Origin of the sequence: Aeromonas hydrophila subsp. hydrophila ATCC 7966 (assembly GCF_000014805.1) — a bacterium.
Lineage (GTDB): Bacteria > Pseudomonadota > Gammaproteobacteria > Enterobacterales > Aeromonadaceae > Aeromonas > Aeromonas hydrophila.
Genome location: NC_008570.1, coordinates 2442462 through 2463929, shown reverse-complemented (window position 1 = coordinate 2463929; position 21468 = coordinate 2442462). Strand labels below are relative to the sequence as shown.

Sequence of the window (21468 nt, the reverse complement as noted above, 5' to 3'; positions counted from 1 at the left end):
TCAAGGTTAGCCTTTCAACACATAACTGGGACAGAGCCTTTTATTTGCCCTCTTCGCCCCTTTCCTCGTTCCTCTCCCCACTGAACGCCCTGGGTGGTGCGCGCTTCACCCTTTCGGTGCTTGTTGCACCTGGGTAATTTGCCTAGACTGGCGATTCACTTCGGGCCCATGGCCCCCTTCATCAGGCAAGGAGCAAGCATGATCACCTTATATGGCACCCCCGTCAGCCGGGCCCTGCGCGTATCCTGGTTACTGGAAGAGCTGGACGTGGCATGGCAGTTCCAGTTTCTCGACTTCGCCAAGGGCGAGAACCGCAGCGACTGGTTTTTGACCCTCAACCCGAGCGGCAAGATGCCGGTGCTCAAGGACGGGGAGTTTGTGCTGACCGAATCCGCCGCCATCATGCAGTACCTGGCCGAGGTGTATGGCCCGAACTGGCTGCCAGCCAGAGGGAGCCAGGCCTCGGCGCTGCACGCCCAGTGGGTCAGTTTCATCACCTGCGAGCTGGAGCAGCCACTGTGGACCATTGGCAAGCACCGCTTCGCCCTGCCCGAGGCCCAGCGCCTGCCGGCCATCTTCCCCACTGCCAAGTGGGAGTTCGACAAGGCGGCGGCCATCGCCGAATCCTGGGTGCCCGAGCAGGGTTACCTGCTCGGTGAGCAGGTAACCATCGCCGATCTGCTGCTGGCCCATACCCTGATGTGGGCCACCCGCTTCGAGCAGACCATTCCCCCCAAGCTGGCGGCCTATCGGGATCGTCTGGCCAAACGCCCCGCCCTGCAGGCGGTGCTGGCCAAGACCCAGGCCATCGCCGATGCCGCCCAGGCCGGCTGACTCAAGAGTGCTATCGATGCAAACGGGAGCCTGTGTGGCTCCCGTTTCTCATGGCTGTTCGGCGTCTGGCAAGGCGATCAATTGGTATGAAAGCCGCTCCCCTTGGGCGGCGGCGCCACTTCATACTCCATCCGGGTCACCTCGGCGGTACGCGGCCCGCGCTCCAGCCAGCCCAGCATCATTTGCACGCTCTGCTCCGGCCCGCAGATGAGGATCTCCACCGAGCCATCTTCCAGGTTGTAGGCGTGGCCCCGCAGCCCCAGTTGCAGCGCCCGCTCCCGGGTGAAGTAACGAAACCCCACCCCCTGAACCAGGCCCCACACTCGCACGACAAACGATTGCTCTCCCATTTCTCACACCTTCCCCTTAAGAAATTTCCCCCCAAGGCGATAATGAGCGCGACACTCTCATCCCCTTGCAGGACGCAATACCATTATGAAAGAAGTAAAGTTTCGGTGGGTTGACCGTTATCTCATTCACCTCACGATCAGCGAAAAATTTCTCATCACCTTCTGGTGCCCGCTGCTGTTCATCGCCTTTCTTAGCTGGTATCTGCTGGCAGACGGTCACCAGCAACAGATGCAACTGCGCCTGGATCAGCTCAAGCAGCGGGTCGAACTGAGTGCCCAGCTATCAAGCCAGCACGCCGGTCTCACCCTGCCGGCCGAGCTCACCCTGAGCCCGACCGGCAGCACAGGGTTAACCCGGCAGGGCGACATCTATCGATATGGTGCCAGCGCCGGTCAAGCCGGGGTCGTCACCGGCACCCTGGATGCCTCCCGCTACTCCATGTGGGATGGTCAGGGCACCACGCTCACCATCATCGCCGTGCTGGCTGCCCTGCTGGCGCTGGTCACCCACTACCTGATGACCTTTGTCTCCGGTGCACTCTACTCCACCAACAAGGCGCTGCAGACCGTGGCGGATGGCGATCTCACCTTCCGCCTCAACTTCTTCCCGGTGCGCGACGAATTCTCCATTCTGGCGGGCAGCATCGACAGGTTTACCGACCGCCAGCACAAGATAGTGCAACTGGTGGAAGAGTCCGCCGAGGCGCTCACCCTGGCCGCCGACGAGTTTCGCGATCATGCCAGCGAGGGCGAGAGCATGGCCCGCTCCCAGCGCCAGCACATGGACTCCCTGGCCGCCGCCATGGAGCAGATGTCTGCCGCCATCCGCGAAGTGGCCCGCAACGCCAACGACACCTTGCAACAGACCCGTCAGTCGAGCGAAGAGGCGGCCAACGGCGCCGCCCGGGTATCGCGTACCATCGCCGCCATCCGTACCCTGGCCGACGAGATAGGCAACGCCTCCGGCGCGGTGGAACGGCTGACCCACAACGCCAATCGCATCAACGAAGTGGTCAACGTCATCAACGCCATCTCCCAGCAAACCAACCTGCTGGCCCTCAATGCCGCCATCGAGGCGGCCCGCGCCGGCGAACAGGGTCGCGGCTTCGCGGTGGTGGCCGACGAGGTACGCACCCTCGCCAGCCGCACCCAGCAGGCCACGGTGGAGATCCAGCAGATGATCGAAGAGCTGCAGGCCGGCACAGGGGCGCTGAACGACATCATGGAGAAAACCGTAGGTCGCGCCGCCAGCAGCCAGGCCTTGATCAGCGAAGTGGGGCTCGACATCGACAAGCTCAGCAACCACAGCGATGCGGTGCTGGAGATGAGCACCCAGATCGCCACCTCCAGCGAACAGCAGAGCTCGGTGGCCGAGGAGATCACCCGCAATCTGGATCAGGTGCGCCACGAAGCGGGTCAGGTGGAAGAGTCCGCCAGCGCCTCGGTGGCCGGCACCGCCGGCCTCAAGGCCACCGCCACCGAGCTGGCCCAGGCGCTGAAGGGGCTAAAAATCTAACGTACCGCCAAACAACAGAGGCCATCCATAGGACGGCCTCTGTTGTTTCAGCATCAATTCACAATCTGAATATCATGACTTCACAATCATCTGCTAAGGGATAAATCCCTTTGTTGAACTCATGGCACTGCAGAGTGCCATGAGTTCAACTTGCTGATCATGACTGCAGCAGACTAAGTGCCATATTGGGCCGACTATTGGCCTGACTTAATATGGATGAGCTGGCCTGCTGCAAGATCTGAGTACGAACCAGACGCGCCGACTCACTCGCCATATCGGCATCACGGATCCGTGAACGGGCAGCACTGAGGTTCTCATTGGCATTGGCAAGATTGCGCACCCGTGCATCCAGTGCATTGGCCTGCGCGCCCAGTCTCGCACGCTGCACTCCCAGCTGTTTCATTCCCACATCCAGCGTCTTGATCGCTCTGCTGGCATTGTCATTATTCAGAACATCAATGTTATCAACGGTGTATTTCTTCTTGTCCGCTTGATAAAAGCCCAGCGCATTCAAGCTAGCCCCTTGCATATCGATGTTAGAGTACTTGTCGCCTGATGAATGCAGCTCTATCTGACCGATATATGTCGTGGGGGTAACATCAGGCAACAGAGCGCTCAAAGAGGAGTTGCTGCTCACTGGAGGCGCCGGTGGGGCGGGCTGCGGAGGGGCCGTTGTGCCATTGGCCAGCGCCAGGCTGTTGCCCTGAGCGCTATGCATGGTCAAAGCATTGCTGGCGGGATTGCTGTTGTTGGAGGCACTCACATAAAAACCCAGACCTGCCGCTTGAGCAGTACTGTTGATGCGCTGAGCCACGGTTGCCATGATGGCACTATTTTTCGCTGTCGGATTGACCGGATCCCATCCAGTCATGTCAATGCCGGTGGTCAAGTCCACAGAGTGGCCCGCCACATCGATATAGGATGGCAAGGCGGATAAATCGACTGCAGAAGCGACTGAAAAAGGCAGTTGTTGTGCTTTTACCGGCCCCTCATTATTGGGGAAAGTGGTGCCATTGATATCTGCCACGAATGCTTCCAGGGTGGAATAATCTTTGTCAAAGGTCACGCCATTGAGAGTCACAGGTTGAGATGAAAGTTTGAGATCAGCAATGTCATATGCCCCCGGCTTGCTGCCTGCCGGACTGCGCGCTTGCCACTCCATCTCTCCCAAATTTTTGGTCTGGGCATTGAGATCGGTAATGACGGTATTCTGTCCTGCATAAGCACCAACCGAAAAAATGCCTTTGTAGCTCCCCACCAGCAGATCCTGTCCGGCAAACCGGGTGCCTGTGGCAATCCGGTCCATCTCCAACTGCAGTTGCTTGAATTCAGCATTCAAGGCCGCGCGATCCTCTGCCGTATTGGCACCGCTTCCCGACTGAAGAGCCAAGGTGCGCATTCGCTGCATCAGGTTTACCGACTCATCGAGCGCACCATCGGCCACGTTGATGACCGAGATCCCATCATTGGCATTGCGGATCGCCGTGTTGGTTCCGTTCACTTCACTGGTAAGACGATTGCTGATCTGCAAGCCGGCTGCATCATCGGCGGCACTGTTGATACGCAGTCCGGATGACAGTCGTCGATATACAGAGTCCAGCGTATTTGCTGACTGACCAAGATGGCGAGACGCATTGAGGGCAGAAACATTGGTGGCAATAGAAAGTGACATGGACAGCTCGATGCAAGGAAAGATTCAAAATAGCCCCCACTCTATCGACATCACCAAATGGCTCTTTAGAGGAAATCTCACAAAATAAAGATAAAAATACCAATATGGATATATTTTGCACATCAAGAAACGATTATTGAACGTAAATTAAGCACTTCAAACCACAGCCAGTAAAATAAGCAGCCTACAACACCAACAAGAAATCTCCTCAGACTACGCACATCCTGCATCCAACCATTGTCCAACGGCAAAGATGAGTCATTCGTCATATACCAGCAAAGACTGGCTTAGCCGCCCTATTGCCCTTAGAATGTGGCCCCTTTTCTTTTGACCATCTGGCAACCCCCATGAGCGCTTCCATCTATCTCGTCAAAGGCCGCGAAAAATCCCTGCTGCGTCGCCACCCCTGGATCTTCTCCAAGGGGATCGAGCGGGTACAGGGCAACCCCATCGATGGCGATACCGTCGAGATCTACACCCAGGATGGCAAGTGGCTCGCCCGCGGTGCCTGGTCCGGCAGCTCCCAGATCCGTGCCCGGGTCTGGACCTTCGACAAAGAGGAAACCGTCGATCTCGACTTCTTCATCCGTCGCCTCAAATACGCCCAAGAGTCCCGCGATGGGCTCATCAAGCGTCAGGGCCTCACCGGCTATCGCCTCTGCGCCGCCGAATCCGACGGCCTGCCGGGTCTGACCATCGACCGCTACGCCGATTTTCTGGTGTGCCAAATTCTCTCCGCCGGGGCCGAGTTCCAGCGCGACTTGATCACCCAAGCGCTGCGTACCCTCTACCCCGAGTGCAGCATCTATGAGCGCTCCGACGTGGCGGTACGCAAGAAGGAAGGGCTGAAGGAACGTACCGGCGTCATCTATGGCGAGACCCCGACCGAGCCGGTGGTGATCGAGGAGAATGGCGGCGTCAAGATCCTGGTGGACATCCGCAACGGTCACAAGACCGGCTTCTATCTGGATCAACGGGACAACCGCCAGGCTGCCGCCAAATACACCGAAGGCAAGCGGGTGCTCAACTGCTTCTGCTACACCGGTGGTTTTGGCGTCTACGCCCTCAAGGGCGGCGCCAAGGAAGTGGTCAACGTCGATCTTTCCCAGAATGCACTGGATATTGCCCGCCAGAACGCCGAGCTGAACGGGCTGGATACCAGCAACACCCAGTTCGTTCGTCACGACGTGTTCAAGCTGCTGCGTGAATACCGCGAAAAGGGCGATAAGTTCGATGTCATCGTGCTGGACCCGCCCAAGTTCGCCGAGAGCAAGGCCCAGCTGCTGGGCGCCTGTCGCGGCTACAAAGACATCAACATGCTGGCGTTCCAGCTGCTGGCACCGGGTGGCGTGCTCTTGACCTACTCCTGCTCCGGCCTGATGGAGCAGAGCCTGTTCCAGAAGATCGTCGCCGATGCGGCGCTCGATGCCGGCCGCGACGCCCAGATCCTGGAGCTCTTGTCCCAGGCCTCCGATCACCCCATCGGTACCGCCTATCCGGAAGGCTTCTACCTCAAGGGGCTGGTGGTGCGCGCTCGCTAAGCCGAGCAGACCAACGCAGCCCCCATTGTCCCCGGTTCCAGATCCAGGCCAGGATTGGGTCCGGCAAGCCATCAAAAAGCCCGCGATCAAAGCGGGCTTTTTTTATGCAGCCGCCAAAGAGATAACCTCACCTCCGACTCTGCTACCAACAGCGAGGGGTGCTCCTATCTCTCCTCTTCAACTGACTGCAGCCATCCTCAATCTGAAATTGCCCCATCGTTAGCCCGATTCTCATCTATCTTTCACCCCAAGCATGGCATACACAGCCCGCCAGCAGGGACATTCCCGGCATTTTTATGCAAAAACATGAAATATTACGCATCAACATTAAAAGTTCCTCGGGGAAATATCAGCCATAAACGCATACCCACTCATCTGAATGAATATTGCTGTTTTTCCCCGGCAATTGATCACGCCATGCCCCTGTCCGCCTCGCACATTGCCCGGGGCGGCAATGCCCGCCCGCCACAAATCATCCCGCTCAGTCACGCGCCGGCGCGCCCAGCGGGAAGTAGTGTCGAAATGGCCTGGCCTCCTCCACCACCCGCACGATGGAGGGATGATTGAGCAGACGGGCGCGATAGGCACGCAGACGGCCATAGCTAGCGGGGATCTCGTGGGCCCAGTCGGCGTAGAAGAGCGAGGGGGCGGCGGCGCAATCGGCCAGCGTGAAGCCAGCGCCGGCAATCCAGTGGCGCCCTTCGAGCCGCTGATCGAGCCAGGGGTAGATCTGATCGAGCAGCTCGCGGGCCTCCGCTACGCCATAGCGGTCGCGATCCGCGACCGGGCGCAGCGCATCCAGCACCACTTTTTGCATCGGCGTCATCACATAGTTGTCGAAGACGCGATCCAGCATATGCACCTCCAGACCCGCATCACCGGGCGGGATCAGGCTGACGGGGCCCGGGTGGTGCGCCTGCAGATGGGCGACGATGGTGCTGCTCTCGAGAATGCAGCGACCGTCATCGAGCAACACGGGGAAGCGCTTGAGTGGCCAGAGGGCAGCAAGTTCGGCGTTGGCCGCCGGCTCTTCGAGATTCCGGTACTCGAACGGGGTGGCATTCTCGTAGAGGGCGATCAACACCTTCTGGCTGTAGGATGAGAAAGGATGGGCATAGAGTTTCATCGGGACGATCCTTGCACACTGATGGATGACTTCCCTAGTCTAGATCCCCTCTTCACCTTCGCTGCAGCGCGGATCCCTTGCTGGTTTTTGGATGATAAATGCGCATTCATGACGAAAATCACACCCGTATGGCTCTCTTTTAGGTAGGGTGATCCCGCCTGTGGCCGCCAAGCCTGGGCAGCCGACTCATCAGGGTTGATGAGCGGCACCACAACAAAAATCGATGTCAGGCCAAGCTGAACATCATCAAGGATCCCGTCATGAATCAATCATTGCCGCTGTTGACGCCGCTGCGGGGCATCGCTGCCCTGATGGTGGTGCTGTTCCACGCCCGCTTGCTGCTCTTTCCCCAGTGGATGGAATCGATCGCCGGCCACACCCAACTCATCGAGAACGGCTACCTCTGGGTCGATCTGTTCTTTATTTTGAGCGGGCTGGTGCTGGCCCACGTCTACGGGGAGGCCTTTGCCCGCACGCCCCGCACCATAAGTTATGGCCGCTTCCTCTGGCTGCGGCTGACCCGGGTTTATCCCCTCTACCTGGTGACCCTGCTGCTGCTGGTGGGCTGGGAGCTTTACAAGGCCCACCATGGGATTGGCTTCTACGCCGGCCCCCTGTTCAAGATGTGGGAGTGGGAGGGGATGCCTCCTTTCGGCTCGCCCTTTACCCCGGCCGAGGCGCTGCCAAGCAGCCTGTTGCTGCTGCAGGTGGTGACCGATCACGGATTGACCTGGAACTTCGCCGCCTGGTCGCTGAGCGTAGAGTGGATCAGCTATCTGTTGTTTCCGCTGCTCATTCCCCTCGCCGTCACCCGCAGCCGCTGGAGCAACCTCGCCCCCTTGCTGGCCCTGACGGTGCTGGCCTTTATCGTGCACAGTCGCGGTACCCTGGATGTCACCAGCGGGGCGCTGGCCATTGGGCGCGGGGTAAGTGAATTCGTGCTCGGGCTCTGGCTGCTGCCGAAGGTCAAGGCTGCCCGCCAGTGGCCCATGATGCAGCAGGATCTGCCGCTGCTGCTCGCCTTTCTGCTCCCCTTCGCGCTGATGCAGTTCACCATGACGCCGCAGCTGACCCTGCTGCTGATCAGTGCCTACGTGTTGCTGATCTGGATTGCCGCCTGCCAGGGGGATCGCCAGAGCCCGCTGCTGCGCCTCCTGGATAACCGCGTCACCAACTGGCTGGGGGATCTCTCCTACTCCATCTACCTGCTGCACGCCCTGGTGCTGCTCACCGGCTGCGAGCTTGTCCACTATCTGGCGCCGGGGCTCACCGAGTGGTGGTACGCCCAGACCAACCCCTTGCTGGGTGTGTTGGCCACCATGTTGATGCTGGCGGTGCTGATCGGGCTCTCGGCGCTGAGCTACACCCTGCTGGAGCGGCCGCTGCAACGGCGCCTGCGCCGGCTCGGCAAGGCTCGCCAGCCGGTGATGGAGCAAGCCGGCTAAGTTCCCCACCAAAAGATGGCCCCGATGGCAGCATGGCTCGCCTTCGGGGCTGCGCCGGGGGAGAGCCTTGCCTGCGTCATGACGAAGGCTGACCCTTTCCTCTAAAGCCGCCAATTCCCTGCGCTTTGTGTGAATTCCAGTTCGAACCAGAGCGGCCATTTGTGGCATAATGGCCCGTCCTGTGGCCCTTGGAGGGGCTGCGCCGGCGCATCTGTCGCCTCTCCTCCCCCGTCCTGCCAGACTGCCTTGCACGGCTGCCTGACATCGCTGCGCTCAAAGCCAGCCAAGGCCACCCGAATTTCGCGCGCATACGCGCACATTTGACGGCTCCACAGAGCCGCTGCACTTATTTGTATACGCAAGTTTGCACACACAAGGGGAAAGTATGTCTTCCATTCGTCTGACCCAATACAGCCACGGCGCTGGCTGCGGCTGCAAAATCTCTCCCAAGGTGCTCGACACCATTCTCAAGAGCCAGATCCCGGGTTTTGACGACCCGACGCTGGTGGTCGGCAACAGCAGCAAGGATGACGCGGCCGTGGTCGATATCGGCAACGGTCAGGGTATCGTCTCCACCACCGACTTCTTCATGCCCATCGTCGATGACCCCTTCACCTTCGGCCGCATCGCCGCCACCAACGCCATCAGCGATATCTACGCCATGGGCGGCAAACCCATCGTCGCCATCGCCATCCTCGGCTGGCCCATCAACACCCTGGCGCCGGAAGTGGCCCAACAGGTGATCGACGGCGGCCGTCAGGTGTGCCACGAAGCGGGTATTTCTCTGGCCGGCGGCCACAGCATCGATGCCCCCGAGCCCATCTTCGGTCTCGCGGTGACCGGTATCGTGCCGCTCGATGCCATCAAGCAGAACGACACCGCCAAGGTGGGTGACACCCTCTATCTGACCAAACCCCTCGGCATCGGCATCCTCACCACTGCCCAGAAGAAGGGCAAGCTCAAACCCGAGCACGAGCAACTGGCCCCCAACGCCATGTGCACCCTCAACAAGATTGGCCAGCGCTTTGCCGAACTGCCCGGCGTACACGCCATGACCGACGTGACCGGCTTTGGTCTGGCCGGCCATCTGCTGGAGATGTGCGAAGGTTCCGGCGTCAGTGCCCGCCTAGACTTCAAGGCGCTGCCGCTGCTGGACGAGGTGGATTACTACCTGAGTGAGGGCTGCGTACCGGGCGGTACCCTGCGCAACTTCGACTCCTATGGTGACAAGCTGGACGCCATGGATGATCGCACCCGTAACATCCTGTGCGACCCGCAGACCAGCGGCGGCCTGCTGGTAGCCGTCGGTAAAGAAAGTGAAGCCGAGCTCCTCGCCATTGCCGCACAGGCAGGGCTGACCCTCTCCCCCATCGGCCAGCTGCAGGCCCGCACCGGCAACCAGTTCATCGAGGTTGTCCAATGAGTGCACTGCCACTGGCCACGGATTACGCCCGGATTTTTCTGGATGACGTTCCGCTCATCGACCTGCGCGCCCCCATCGAGTTCAAGGAGGGGGCCTTCCCCTGCTCGACCAATCTGCCGTTGATGACGGATGATGAGCGGGCCCAGGTCGGTACCTGCTTCAAGCAGCAGGGGCAGGCGGCCGCCATCGCGCTGGGCCATCAACTGGTCGGTGGCGCAGTGCGGGCCGAACGCCTCGAGGGCTGGCTGGCCCAGCTGCGCCGGCAGCCGGATGCCGTGCTCTACTGCTTTCGCGGCGGCCTGCGCTCGCAAACGGTGCAGCAGTGGCTGCATGAAGCTGGAGTCACCCGCCCGCGGATCGCAGGTGGTTACAAGGATCTGCGCCGCTTCCTCATCGACACCCTCGATGGAGCGGCCGCAGAGTGCCAGTGGACCGTGCTGACCGGCATGACCGGCTCCGGCAAGACCCACATGCTGGCCGAGGTGGCCCAGGCGCTGGATCTGGAAGGCCATGCCCATCACAGGGGGTCGTCGTTTGGCCAGCTGCCCGGCGGCCAGCCCAGCAACATCAACTTTGAAAACAACCTGGCCATCGAGCTGCTCAAACGCCGCCATCAGGGTGAGCAGGCGTTCGTGGTGGAAGACGAGAGCCGTCTCATCGGCCGCTGCTGCCTGCCCAATCCACTGTTCGATGCCATGAGCCAGGCACCGCTGGTGGTGGTCGAGGTGCCGCAAGAAGAGCGCGCCGAACAGATCCGCCAGGACTATGTGCACGACCTCTGGCTGCGCTATCAGGCGATGTTTGGCGCCGAAGAGGGCTGGCCACTGTTTGCCGCTTACCTGACCGATGCACTGGCCAGACTCAAGCGCCGGCTCGGTGATCAGGCCCATCGCGAGCTGGACACCCTGATGCAGAGCGCGCTCGCCGAGCAAGCCAGCAGCGGTGATACCTCGCTGCACCTGGCCTGGATCACCCTGTTGCTGACCCGCTATTACGATCCCATGTACCTTTACCAGCTTGGCAACAAGCGCGAGCGCATCATCTTTCAGGGTGACAAGCAGGCTTGCCTCGACTTCTTTGCCAAGCAGCGTGCCTGAATCAGCGGCCCATCAAGAGGACCCCATATGTTGAAATTCGAGGTGATCCCGGTCACCCAGTTTGCTCAGAACTGCTCCCTCATCTGGTGTGACGAGACCCATCAGGCCGCCCTCATCGATCCGGGCGGCGAAGCGGACAAGCTGCTGGCCGCCATCGCCAAACGCGGGCTGACCCTGACCCATATCCTGCTGACTCACGGTCATCTGGATCACGTGGGTGCCGCTGCCGAGCTGCGGGAGAAAACCGGGGTGGCCATCACCGGCCCCCACAAAGAGGATGCGTTCTGGCTCGACATGCTGCCCCAGCAGAGCCAGATGTTTGGCTTCGCTCATACCCCCGCGTTCACGCCGGATCACTGGCTTGAGCAAGGTGACAAGGTAAAGGTGGGTCAATGCGAGCTGGAGGTGTACTTCTGCCCTGGCCACACCCCGGGCCATGTGGTGCTGCTCTCTCAGACCGAGCGGCTTGCCTGGGTGGGCGACGTGCTGTTTGCCGGCAGCATAGGTCGGACCGACTTCCCCCGTGGCGATCACGGGACGCTGATCAAGTCGATCACCGAGACCCTGCTGCCCCTTGGCGATGACATCGTCTTCATCCCCGGCCACGGTCCCAGCTCGACGTTCGGCCGCGAGCAGGCAAGCAATCCCTACCTGACACAACCTATCTGGTGATCCCCCGCTCCTCGCGGGTGTCCCACTGGGCCTTGAGGCGCAAGATCTCCGGCATGATCTCGAGAAAACAGGCGAGCAGCCGGGGATCAAAGTGCTGGCCAGCACCGTCACGCATCGTCGCCAGCACCTGCTCCAACGGCCAAGGCTCCTTGTAAGGGCGACGCACGCTCAAAGCATCAAACACATCGGCGATGGCCACGATCCGCGACGCCTCGGGGATCCCTTCGCCGGTTTCTCCTGCAGGGTAACCCGAGCCGTCCCACTTCTCGTGGTGATGCAGGGCAATCTCCGCCGCCATGCGGAAGATGAGCCCGTCTGAGCGCTTCAAAATTTCGTAACCGATGCGCGGATGGGTGCGCATGATGGCCCACTCCTCTTCGGTGAGGGGGCCGGGCTTCTTGAGGATATGATCGGGGATCCCAATCTTGCCCATGTCGTGCATGGGGGCCGCCAGCTCCAGCAACTCGGACTGATCCGCACTCCAGCCTGCCGCGTCGGCCAGGGCTCGGGCATAGGCGGCCATGCGCCAGATATGTACCCCGGTGTCGGTGTCGTTGTAGTGGCCCGCCTCGCTCAGCATCACGATGGCGGTGCGGTAGCTGCGCTCGAGCTGATCGAGCCGCACCAGTGAGAGGTGAGTGCGCACACGGGCGCGCACCGTGCTTGGGCAGACCGGCTTGTAGATGTAATCCACCCCGCCCGCTTCGAACCCCTGGCTCTCGCTGTCCGGGTTGTCGCTCGCCGTGATGAATAGCACCGGGATCCCGGCGTGGGCCGGATCGGCTTTAAGCCTACGGCACACCTCGTAGCCGTCCATGTCAGGCATGCGCACATCAAGCAGGATCAGGGCCGGTTCGTGGCGCGCCACGGCGGCAAGCCCCTCTTCGCCGCCCTTGGCAAAAAAGAGGCTGTACTCCTCCTTGAGGATTTGCCGCAACAGCCCGAGGTTGCTCGGCTCGTCGTCGATGATCAACACGCGCGGTCGATTCATGATCCAGGTGTCTCCCGATTATCCAGATACCCCTCCAGCTTGCAGGTCGCGAGCTGGATGTCGAACAGCTCCAGGGCCGCACCGATCTCGCTCACCAGCTCAGCAGGCAAGTAACTCTTGGCCTGGCCCAGCGCCGGTTCAATCAGTTCCAGATCCTCGCTCACAAGGGCCTCACGCAGAGCGTGCAGGCACACCTCCTGCGCCTCACCCTGAGCCAGCGGGGAGCTGACGGCTCCCGGCTCTCGTCCGGCATAGAGGTCGATGGCCTGCTGCGCCCGTTCCAGCGCCTCCAGGAAGGGAGCCATCAGCTGACTGGTGTCTCCCCCCTGCTCGATAGCCTCATTCAGTTCTGCACTGATGCGCGCCACATCGGTGAGCGACAGGCTGCCTGCCACCCCCTTGAGCTTGTGTGTCAGGCTCGCGGCCGCATCAGTCTCGTGCTGGGCGATGTAGTCCGGCAGCACGGTACCGACCGTCATGTAGTCATCGCGGAATCGGCGCAGGTATTTGAGATAGACGGAGGCCTCACCCCAGTTGCGAAGCCCGGTATCGATGTCAATGCCGGCCACCGGCTCCACGGCAGGTGGCGCGTCGCTGATCGTGAGCGGCACCACACTGTCGGGCAGGTAACGCAGCAGGGTCGCGATGAGCTGCTCCACGTCGAGCGGCTTGGCGATGAAATCGTTCATGCCGCAGGCCAGCGCTGCCTCGCGTTGATCCTTGAACACCCCGGCGGTGAGTGCCAGCACGGGCGTCTCCTTGTGTCCCGGCAGCTGGCGCAGGCGACGGGTCGCCTCGTAGCCATCCATCACCGGCATCTGCACGTCCATGAGCACCAGATCGATACGCTGCGCCGGATCGGCAAGACAGGTCAGGGCCCGCTCCCCGTCAATGGCGGTGATCACCTCGGCCCCCTCCCGCTGCAGCAAGCGGGTTGCCACTTCCAGGTTGATGTCGCTGTCATCGACCAGCAGTATGTGAACGCCAGGCAGGCGCAGACGGCGCTGGCCGCTCTCCAGCAGATCCACATGCTCGCGCTTCTCATGGATGAGGCGTGCCACCGCGTTGTAGAGGCTGGAGCCAGTGACCGGCTTGTGCAGCACCAGATCCACCTGCTCCGAGCCGGGGCGGCGCATCAACTCTTCCTGGGAATAGGCCGTTGCCATGATGATGATGGGCGAGCGCTCCTGCTGCTCGAAGGCTTGACGAATGGCCACGCAGGTCTCGAGACCGTCCATGCCAGGCATGATCCAGTCGAGCAGGATCACATCGAAACGCTCCCCCTGACGCAGCAGATGGTGCAAGGCCTGCTCGCCCGACTCCACCACCCGTGACTGCCAGCCGAGGGAGCCCACCGTCATCGACAGGGTGTCACGGGTCACCTGGTTGTCGTCGGCGATAAGCAGCGAGACGTGTTGCAGCCGCTCGTGGAAGGCCTCTGGCCGCTCTACCTGCTCCAGCCGGACACGGAACCAGAACTCGCTCCCCTTGCCCAGTTCGCTGGTAACGCCGATGTCGCCCCCCATCAGGTTCACCAGACGGCGACTAATGGTCAGGCCGAGCCCGGTTCCCCCAAAACGACGGCTGGTGGAGGAGTCGGCCTGGGAGAAGGCATTGAAGATGTTGGCCTGCTGCTCGGGCGGAATGCCGATCCCGGTGTCACGCACCCGAAACAGCAAGGTGGCCATGCCGTCTTGCTCGGCTTCCAGCTCGACCCTGACTTCCACCTCCCCGCGCTCGGTGAACTTGATGGCGTTGCCGGTCAAGTTGAGCAACACCTGCTCGAGGCGCAGGGCGTCCCCAACCAGGTGGGCGGCCTGTTCGGGGGCGCTGCTCACCACCAGCTCGAGGTGCTTGTTGCCAACGCAGGTGGACATGATGGCCGCCACATGATCGAGCACCTCTTCCAGGCTGAATGGCACCTGCTCGAGCTCGAGCCGGCCCGATTCAATCTTGGAGAAATCGAGGATGTCGTTGATGATCCCGAGCAGAGCCTGCCCGGCCTGATGGATCTTGCGCACCAGGGCGCGCTGGCCATCGTCGAGCCCCCCCTGTTCGAGCAGGTAGGCCAACCCCATGATGGCGTTCATGGGGGTGCGGATCTCGTGGCTCATGTTGGCGATGAAATCCCCTTTGACCCGCGCCAGTCTGGCTGCCTCCTGCTGCGCCAGCTGCTCCCGATGCCGGCTGAGCACCAGCGAGGCCACTGCGGCGCCGAACAACAACAGCAAGATGGCGCAAGTGGCCGAGATGATCCCCCAGATATGAGTGCGAATGGCCAGCAGCTCGCTGCGTGGCACCATGGAGGCAGCTTTCCAGGCCAGCTGATCGTGATTCAGTGCCGGGTACAGCGTGGTCCAGCTCCACAGACCGTCGGCAAGCTCAACCTGGCCACTCGAAGCACCCAAGAATGCCTGCCAGGCCTGGGGAGAAAACTGCTTCAAGGTGAGGTCCGGACGCTCGAGCATGAAGCCCCACTCTTGCGCTGGATCCGGGCTGCGCAGCCAATAGCCATCCTGATTGAGCAGCATGGTGTGATCGGCGGCCCTGCCACTGCTGTTGGCAAATACCTTGAGCATACGGCCGGCCTGCACGTTGATAAGCAGCAAGCCCAGATCGCGATCTCCCAGGCGCAGGCGCTTGGCAATACGGATCATGGGATTGAAGGGGCGATCGATCACCCCCTGCTCGACGTTGAGATCGAGCGGCGAGACGTAAATCCGCTCCCAGGGCAGCGCCATGGCATCGCGGAAATAGTAGCGATCCTTTTTGTTTTGCAGCTGGTCATCGGGCACGCGCTGCAGATGCTGGCCCTGACGATTGAAGCGCACCAACTCCATGCCATCCGGCGCCAGCCAGCGTACCTGGGCATAGTCAGGATTGCGGTTCATCAGCACGGTAAACTGGGCGGCAATGTTTTCACGCTCGTTGCGACCCGCCGCCTCGAGCAGGATGGGCTCTTCAGACATGCTGCGCACATGGCGCAGCGGCACCGCCAGTTCGTCATCGAGACGACCGCTGGCAAGCGACAGGAAGGTGCTCTCATCGCTACGTACACGGTAGAGCTCGCGCTCGATCAGTGCGTCACCCAGCAGATACCCCCCCACCAAAACCAGTACCAGAATGGGTGTGAACAGCAGGAAATATCCCCGTATGATTCCCTTCATCACGGTCAACATTACCCCGTATTTGGACTTGTTCGAATACTTCGTAGATGCCAGAGCATCACAGTTGGTGTGTCGCTGTCAATCATGCCTACAAGTAAAGACTAACAGTACTATTTGAGTATTTTATTTTTATCGGGGAAAAATGCTGTAAAAACAAAGAGGCCACCCGTTTGGGTGGCCTCTTTACTGGAACGTTCGTTGTCGATTAAACGCGAACGAAGTCCAGGTGAACCAGCTTGTAACGAACCGGGTGACGCTGGATAGCCTTCACTTTCACGTTAACTTCTTCGCCGTTGATAACCAGAGTCAGTACAGACTCGTAGAATTCCGGCTTTTCTTGGGCCAGGATGAATTTCTTGTGGTCAACGGTGATGGACTGGGCTTCTTTGCCTGCACCGTAAACGATGGCAGGAACTTGGTCAGCATGACGCAGGCGGCGGCTCGCACCTTTCCCCAGGTCAGAACGGACTTCAGCTTGGAATACGAAAGACATAATGTTTATCTCATATAGATGAATGTATGGTGTTGACTGCGACCGGTCAGCACCTCGCAAAACGAGGGCGCATACTATCACGGGCCCCGAACAGTGACAAGAGACCTTAACGCCCCTGTTCCAACCGGGCAAAGCGCTGCTGCCGCTGGGCCGGGCTCAGGGCATCGAAGCGGGCCAGGGTCTGCGGTGCCGGGCAATACAGGGTGTCTCCGGCCTTGACCCGAATGCCGTTGCCCATCAGTGCCCGATTGTCATCGACGATGGCCAGCAGATAGCTGTAGGTATCCCCCGCCGCCCCCGTCACGGTACCGCTCTGGGCCAGCATGGCGGCGATGCGCCAGAGCGTCTCCCCCGCCGCGACCTGATGACATACCCGTTTGCCGCCCGCCGCTGGCGCCGCCAGCGTGAGGGTACTGCCAGTCGGCTCGCTTGCCAGTGACACCAGCGCGGGATCCTGCCTCTCACCTGCTTGAGCAAGCAGTGTCGCAGGCACTTGCCAGTCCGCTGCTCGCAGATTGAGACCAGCCAGCAGGGGCTCGGCATCCTCTGTACTATTGCTACGGGGCTGACCTAGTCGCTGCGGCGCGGCAAACTCGGCCATGAAGGGTACGCCAAGGGTGGCCACCTCTTGCTGCGCATGGTGCTGGTAAGGGGGAACCGCAACGGGTGCCAGCCCGTAGGCCGCCTCGTCAATGCGCCTTAACCTGGCCAGATAGGCCTTGGAGAGCTCGGCCTCCCCTTCGAACAGATCGAACGGTGGCACCAGCCTGGCCGGAAACAGCACCTGCCAGCGCCCCTTCTTCTTCTTGAGTTCCAGGGTGGGGAATTGATTACCCCGCCAGGCCACAAACATGGCGGGCGGGGTGCGTTGCAGCGGGTAGTATTCCGGGTTCAGTTGCACCCAGGTTTGCTCGGCAATGGGTTGATAGCCACTGATGTTGACCATCGCCATCCCTAACCAGATTCCAAGCATCCTTGCTCCTCCGTCAGCGTCCAACCGGCCGGCAACACTGCACCGGCCCCTCTCCTTTACAGCAGATTAGCACTGAGCGATAGCGTTCAGCACCCGTTTATCCGACACCGGATAGGGGGTGCCCAGATTCTGGGCAAAAAACGATACCCGCAGCTCCTCGATCATCCAGCGAATATTGGCCACCTCGGCCGGGATCAGCTGAGATTTGGGGATCTTGGCGAGCAGTGCCTTGTACTCCGACTCCACGCTGTGCACCTTGAGCATGTAGACCCGATCCCGGTTGGGATCGATGGCGAGCTTCTCGAGCCGCCGCTCGATGGCCCGCAGATAGCGCAGCAAGTCAGGCAGCCGCTGCCAGCCGGTCTCGGTGACAAAGCCCTTGTGAATGAGGTTGCCGAGCTGCTGCTGGATATCCGACATGGCAAAGGCGGTGTCGAGCTGCATCTTGCCCTTGAGCCGTTTCTTGATCTCATGGGACAGCGTCAGCACGGCTTCCACCTGCTTGGCCACCTCCACCACCGCATCGTTGAGCTCGGCGCGGACATACTCCTTGAGCGCCTCGAAACCGGCCTCGTCCCACGCCATGCCGCCGTGCTGCTCGATGAGCTTGTCGCAGCCGCAGGCAATGCAGTCGTCAATCAGCTCGGCCACCTTGCCAAACGGGTTGAAATAGAGCCCCAGCTTGGCCTTGTTGGGCAACTTCTCCTGCAGGTACTTGATGGGAGATGGCACGTTGAGCAGCACCAGCCGGCGTTGGCCTGCCCACATCAGCTGCTGCTGCACCACTGGACTCTCCACCAGCTGGATGGCAACCGAATCCTTCTGATCCACCAGGGCCGGATAGGCCTTCACCTCGAAACCGCCCCGCTTCTGACTGTACTCTTGGGGCAGCTCGCCAAAGCTCCACAGGGTGAGGCCAGACTGCTCGATATCGTCGTCCGCCACTTGCGACAGGGTCTCCTGCACCTTGCCGCGCAGGGACTCTTTCAATGCCTCCAGATCCTTGCCTTCCGCCACCTTCTTGTGCTTGTCGTCCACCACCCGGAAGGTGAGTTTCAGGTGATCGGGCACCGCAGCCCAATCCCAGGATTCACGGGGCACGGTCACGCCGGTCATGCGGCGCAGCTGACGCTCCATCTCGTCCAGTAGCGGCCCCTGTTCGGGGTTGATGCTGGCGAGCAGCGCATCGGCATAGTTGGGGGCCGGTACGAAGTTCTTGCGCATCGGTTTTGGCATCGACTTGATGAGGGCTACCAACAGCTCGTGACGCAGCCCCGGGATCAACCACTCGAACCCCTTCACCTCCACCTGATTCAGGAGCGGCAGCGGAATATGCAGGGTCACGCCATCGGCGGCCTCCCCCGGCTCGAACTGATAGGTCAACTTGAGCTTGAGGCGCCCCTGCTGCCAGAAGTTGGGGTAGTCGAGATCGCTGATGTGGGCAGCATCCCCCTTCATCAACATCTCTTTTTCGAAGTTGAGCAGCTCGGCATCCTGCTTTTGCGCCTCTTTCCACCATTTGTCGAAATGGCGAGCGGAGATCACCTCCTCTGGCAAGCGGGCATCGTAGAAGCGGAACAAGTCCTCGTCATCCACCAGGATGTCGCGCCGACGGGACTTGTGCTCCAGCGCCTCCACCTCGGCCAGCAGCTTGCGGTTATCGCTGAAGAAGCGGTGGCGGGTCTCGAAATCCCCCTCCACCAGGGCGCGGCGGATAAACAGCTCCCGACACAGCGCCGGATCGATGCGGCTGAAGTTGATGGTGCGCTCGTTGACCAGCGTCAGGCCATAGAGGGTCACCTTCTCCTTGGCCATCACGGCGCCATTTTTCTTCGACCAGTGGGGATCGCTGTGGTGCAGCTTGATGAGGTGGCTTGCCAGCGGCTCCACCCACTCGGGTTCAATCTTGGCGTTGATGCGGGCGTAGAGGCGCGAGGTTTCCACCAATTCTGCAGCCATCACCCACTTGGGCGGCTTCTTGAACAGACCCGAGGCCGGGAACAGGTGGAAACGGCCGTTGCGGGCGCCGAGGAATTCGGGCTTTTCCAGATCCTTGTTGCCGATATGGCTCAAGAGGCCGGTCAGCAGGGCGCAGTGCACCGTCTTGAAATCCGCCGGCTCATGGTTGGCTTTAAAACCAAGCTCTTTAACCGTCTGACGCAGCTGGAAATGGATGTCCTGCCATTCGCGCACCCGCAGGTAGGAGAGAAACTCCTTCTGGCACATGCGACGGAACGGGTTGCTGCCGAGCAGATCCTGCTGCTCCTTCAGGTAATTCCACAGATTGACGAAGGCGAGGAAGTCGGAATCCTTGTCCTCAAAGCGTCTGTGCTGCTCGTCGGCGGCCTGCTTCTTCTCCATGGGCCGTTCGCGGGGATCCTGAATGCTGAGGGCCGCGGTGATCACCATCACCTCGCTCAGACAGCCGGTCTGCGCCGCAGTGATCACCATCTTCGCCAGACGCGGATCAAGGGGAATGCGCGAGAGCTGGCGACCGGTCTCGGTCAGCTGCAGTTTCGCTTCGCGATCGCCAGTGGCGGGCAGCTCGCGCACCGCTTCCAGCTCTTTCAATAGGGTCAGGCCATCCTTGATATGGCGCGACTCTGGCGGCTCGACGAAGGGGAAGGCCTCCATGTTGCCAAGGCCGAGCGCCAGCATCTGCAAGATGACGGAGGCCAGGTTGGTGCGCAGGATCTCCGGATCGGTAAAGGCCGGACGGCCGTTGAAATCCTCTTCCGAGTAGAGGCGGATACAGATGCCGTCCGCCACCCGGCCGCAGCGACCCTTACGCTGGTTGGCGCTGGCCTGGGAGACCGGCTCGATGGGCAGGCGCTGCACCTTGGTGCGCCAGGAGTAGCGGCTGATGCGGGCGGTGCCCGGATCGATGACGTAACGAATGCCCGGCACCGTCAGCGAGGTCTCCGCCACGTTGGTAGCCAGCACGATGCGCCGTCCGGCGTGTTGCTGGAACACCTTGTTCTGCTCGGCGTTGGAGAGGCGGGCGTAAAGCGGCAGCACCTCGGTGTCGCGCAGGTTGAGCTTGCGCAGGGCGTCGGCGGTATCGCGGATCTCCCGCTCGCCATTCATGAAGATGAGGATGTCCCCCAGCCCTTCGCGGGCCAGCTCTTCCACCGCATCGAAGATCCCCTGCAGCTCGTCGCGCTCCTCCAGCCCTTCACTTTTATCACTGGTGAGCGGACGGTAGCGTACCTCCACCGGATAGGTGCGACCGGAGACCTCGATCACCGGCGCCTTGTTGAAATGGCGGGAGAAGCGCTGCGGGTCTATGGTGGCCGAGGTGATGATCACCTTGAGATCGGGGCGCCTTGGCAACAACTGCTTGAGATAGCCCAGAATGAAGTCGATATTGAGGCTGCGCTCGTGGGCCTCATCGATGATGATGGTGTCGTACTGGGTGAGCATCCGGTCGTTCTGGATCTCCGCCAGCAGAATACCGTCGGTCATCAGCTTGATGTGGGTCTGTTCGCTCACCTGATCGGTAAAGCGCACCTTGTAGCCCACGTAGTGACCGAGCTCGGACTCCATCTCTTCGGCGATACGGGCCGCCACGGTACGGGCCGCCAGACGACGCGGCTGGGTGTGGCCGATAAAGCCCTTCACCCCGCGCCCGAGCGCCAGACAGATCTTGGGGATCTGAGTGGTTTTGCCCGAGCCGGTTTCGCCGGCGATGATCACCACTTGGTGCTCTTCAATGGCTTTGGCGATCTCCGCCTGCTTTTGGCTGACCGGCAGGTTGTCCGGATAGGTGACCTTGGGCACGCCCGCCAGACGGGATTGGTAGCGCGCCTGTGCCGCATCCAGATCGGCGGCGATGGTCTCGAGTACGGCAGCCTGTTTGCCCTCGGGCAGCTTCTTGGCCCCGTGCAGACGGCTGGAGAGACGGCGGGCGTCGAGATTCATGCAGGCAGGGAGACGGCGGCGCAGCGCCTCGATAGAGAGAGACAAGGTACGAATTCCTTAAAAGAGTGCCCGGCAAGAGGGCCATATCGATAGCTGGGAGAGATCCTAAAGAGCGAGGCCGGAGGGTGCAAGCCTTAAAGCGGCCGCGAGGGCGATGAAAGAGGCGTTATTTATCTAGGTAGGCGGCACTCCACATCACAATAAGAAAGAGCAGGCCAGATGCCTGCTCTTTGGATGACAACAGTGC

Annotated in this window: 15 protein-coding genes; 7 read left to right on the top strand and 8 right to left on the bottom strand. The window is 61.0% G+C overall.

All coding sequences use genetic code 11. The annotated features are described in order from the left end of the window. The first annotated feature begins 198 nt into the window (after positions 1-198). Positions 199-834: a glutathione S-transferase family protein gene (locus tag AHA_RS11285; RefSeq protein ID WP_011706087.1), complete on the top strand. Its 636-nt coding sequence runs from the start codon at positions 199-201 to the stop codon at positions 832-834. Positions 835-911: 77 nt separating this feature from the next. Here the strand turns inward: AHA_RS11285 and AHA_RS11280 are convergent, their stop codons facing one another. Next, complete coding sequence (locus AHA_RS11280; protein ID WP_005300975.1) at positions 912-1184, bottom strand: acylphosphatase; 273 nt, start codon at positions 1182-1184, stop codon at positions 912-914. Between the two features lie 85 nt (positions 1185-1269). Between AHA_RS11280 and AHA_RS11275 the strand changes: the two genes are divergently transcribed. After that, entirely contained in the window at positions 1270-2700 is a 1431-nt protein-coding gene (locus AHA_RS11275; RefSeq protein WP_011706086.1) for a methyl-accepting chemotaxis protein, read from the top strand. A gap of 157 nt (positions 2701-2857) precedes the next feature. On the opposite strand, the gene AHA_RS21955 is transcribed toward AHA_RS11275, so the two are convergent. Next, positions 2858-4372, bottom strand: a complete 1515-nt coding sequence (locus AHA_RS21955; protein ID WP_011706085.1) for a flagellin N-terminal helical domain-containing protein — start codon at positions 4370-4372, stop codon at positions 2858-2860. Positions 4373-4719: 347 nt separating this feature from the next. Between AHA_RS21955 and AHA_RS11265 the strand changes: the two genes are divergently transcribed. Next, positions 4720-5913 carry a class I SAM-dependent methyltransferase gene (locus tag AHA_RS11265; protein WP_164927646.1) on the top strand — a complete coding sequence of 398 codons (1194 nt, stop codon included), beginning with the start codon at positions 4720-4722 and terminating at the stop codon, positions 5911-5913. 481 nt (positions 5914-6394) lie between these two features. Here the strand turns inward: AHA_RS11265 and AHA_RS11260 are convergent, their stop codons facing one another. Further along, positions 6395-7039 carry a glutathione S-transferase family protein gene (locus AHA_RS11260; RefSeq protein WP_011706083.1) on the bottom strand — a complete coding sequence of 215 codons (645 nt, stop codon included), beginning with the start codon at positions 7037-7039 and terminating at the stop codon, positions 6395-6397. 260 nt (positions 7040-7299) lie between these two features. On the opposite strand from AHA_RS11260, the gene AHA_RS11255 reads away from it, so the two are divergent. From AHA_RS11255 to AHA_RS11240, 4 genes are all read left to right on the top strand, one after another. Continuing rightward, a complete protein-coding gene (locus AHA_RS11255) occupies positions 7300-8484 on the top strand; it encodes an acyltransferase family protein (protein ID WP_011706082.1) in 1185 nt (394 codons plus the stop codon). A gap of 385 nt (positions 8485-8869) precedes the next feature. Beyond that, a complete protein-coding gene (selD, locus tag AHA_RS11250) occupies positions 8870-9907 on the top strand; it encodes a selenide, water dikinase SelD (RefSeq protein WP_011706081.1) in 1038 nt (345 codons plus the stop codon). Then, complete coding sequence (gene mnmH / locus AHA_RS11245; RefSeq protein WP_011706080.1) at positions 9904-11004, top strand: tRNA 2-selenouridine(34) synthase MnmH; 1101 nt, start codon at positions 9904-9906, stop codon at positions 11002-11004. Before selD ends, mnmH begins: the two co-directional genes overlap by 4 nt. A gap of 27 nt (positions 11005-11031) precedes the next feature. Next, entirely contained in the window at positions 11032-11676 is a 645-nt protein-coding gene (locus AHA_RS11240) for an MBL fold metallo-hydrolase (protein ID WP_011706079.1), read from the top strand. Here the strand turns inward: AHA_RS11240 and AHA_RS11235 are convergent. The 5 genes from AHA_RS11235 to hrpA all read right to left on the bottom strand — a co-directional run bounded on the left by AHA_RS11235 (position 11666) and on the right by hrpA (position 21266). Then, positions 11666-12667, bottom strand: a complete 1002-nt coding sequence (locus tag AHA_RS11235) for a response regulator (RefSeq protein ID WP_011706078.1) — start codon at positions 12665-12667, stop codon at positions 11666-11668. The two genes, AHA_RS11240 and AHA_RS11235, sit on opposite strands and share 11 nt — an antisense overlap. Further along, positions 12664-15834 (bottom strand): hybrid sensor histidine kinase/response regulator, encoded by a 3171-nt coding sequence (locus AHA_RS11230; RefSeq protein ID WP_164927645.1) that lies wholly within the window; start codon positions 15832-15834, stop codon positions 12664-12666. The genes AHA_RS11235 and AHA_RS11230 overlap by 4 nt, the downstream gene beginning before the upstream one ends. A gap of 205 nt (positions 15835-16039) precedes the next feature. Continuing rightward, positions 16040-16327, bottom strand: coding sequence for a 50S ribosomal protein L25 (rplY, locus tag AHA_RS11225; protein WP_024945378.1), 288 nt, complete (start codon positions 16325-16327; stop codon positions 16040-16042). Between the two features lie 106 nt (positions 16328-16433). After that, the gene (locus tag AHA_RS11220) at positions 16434-17300 is read right to left on the bottom strand and encodes a hypothetical protein (RefSeq protein WP_011706075.1); all 867 of its coding nucleotides are present in this window, start codon (positions 17298-17300) and stop codon (positions 16434-16436) included. Positions 17301-17366: 66 nt separating this feature from the next. Then, on the bottom strand, positions 17367-21266 hold the full coding sequence (hrpA, locus tag AHA_RS11215) for an ATP-dependent RNA helicase HrpA (protein ID WP_011706074.1): 3900 nt from the start codon (positions 21264-21266) through the stop codon (positions 17367-17369). Between the last annotated feature and the right edge of the window lie 202 nt (positions 21267-21468).

Bases quoted from the DNA above. Each gene is read 5' to 3' on its own strand.
- AHA_RS11285 (WP_011706087.1), top strand. From the start codon at position 199: ATGATCACCTTATATGGCACCCCCGTCAGCCGGGCCCTGCGCGTATCC.
- AHA_RS11280 (WP_005300975.1), bottom strand. From the start codon at position 1,184: ATGGGAGAGCAATCGTTTGTCGTGCGAGTGTGGGGCCTGGTTCAGGGG.
- AHA_RS11275 (WP_011706086.1), top strand. From the start codon at position 1,270: ATGAAAGAAGTAAAGTTTCGGTGGGTTGACCGTTATCTCATTCACCTC.
- AHA_RS21955 (WP_011706085.1), bottom strand. From the start codon at position 4,372: ATGTCACTTTCTATTGCCACCAATGTTTCTGCCCTCAATGCGTCTCGC.
- AHA_RS11265 (WP_164927646.1), top strand. From the start codon at position 4,720: ATGAGCGCTTCCATCTATCTCGTCAAAGGCCGCGAAAAATCCCTGCTG.
- AHA_RS11260 (WP_011706083.1), bottom strand. From the start codon at position 7,039: ATGAAACTCTATGCCCATCCTTTCTCATCCTACAGCCAGAAGGTGTTG.
- AHA_RS11255 (WP_011706082.1), top strand. From the start codon at position 7,300: ATGAATCAATCATTGCCGCTGTTGACGCCGCTGCGGGGCATCGCTGCC.
- selD (WP_011706081.1), top strand. From the start codon at position 8,870: ATGTCTTCCATTCGTCTGACCCAATACAGCCACGGCGCTGGCTGCGGC.
- mnmH (WP_011706080.1), top strand. From the start codon at position 9,904: ATGAGTGCACTGCCACTGGCCACGGATTACGCCCGGATTTTTCTGGAT.
- AHA_RS11240 (WP_011706079.1), top strand. From the start codon at position 11,032: ATGTTGAAATTCGAGGTGATCCCGGTCACCCAGTTTGCTCAGAACTGC.
- AHA_RS11235 (WP_011706078.1), bottom strand. From the start codon at position 12,667: ATGAATCGACCGCGCGTGTTGATCATCGACGACGAGCCGAGCAACCTC.
- AHA_RS11230 (WP_164927645.1), bottom strand. From the start codon at position 15,834: ATGAAGGGAATCATACGGGGATATTTCCTGCTGTTCACACCCATTCTG.
- rplY (WP_024945378.1), bottom strand. From the start codon at position 16,327: ATGTCTTTCGTATTCCAAGCTGAAGTCCGTTCTGACCTGGGGAAAGGT.
- AHA_RS11220 (WP_011706075.1), bottom strand. From the start codon at position 17,300: ATGCTTGGAATCTGGTTAGGGATGGCGATGGTCAACATCAGTGGCTAT.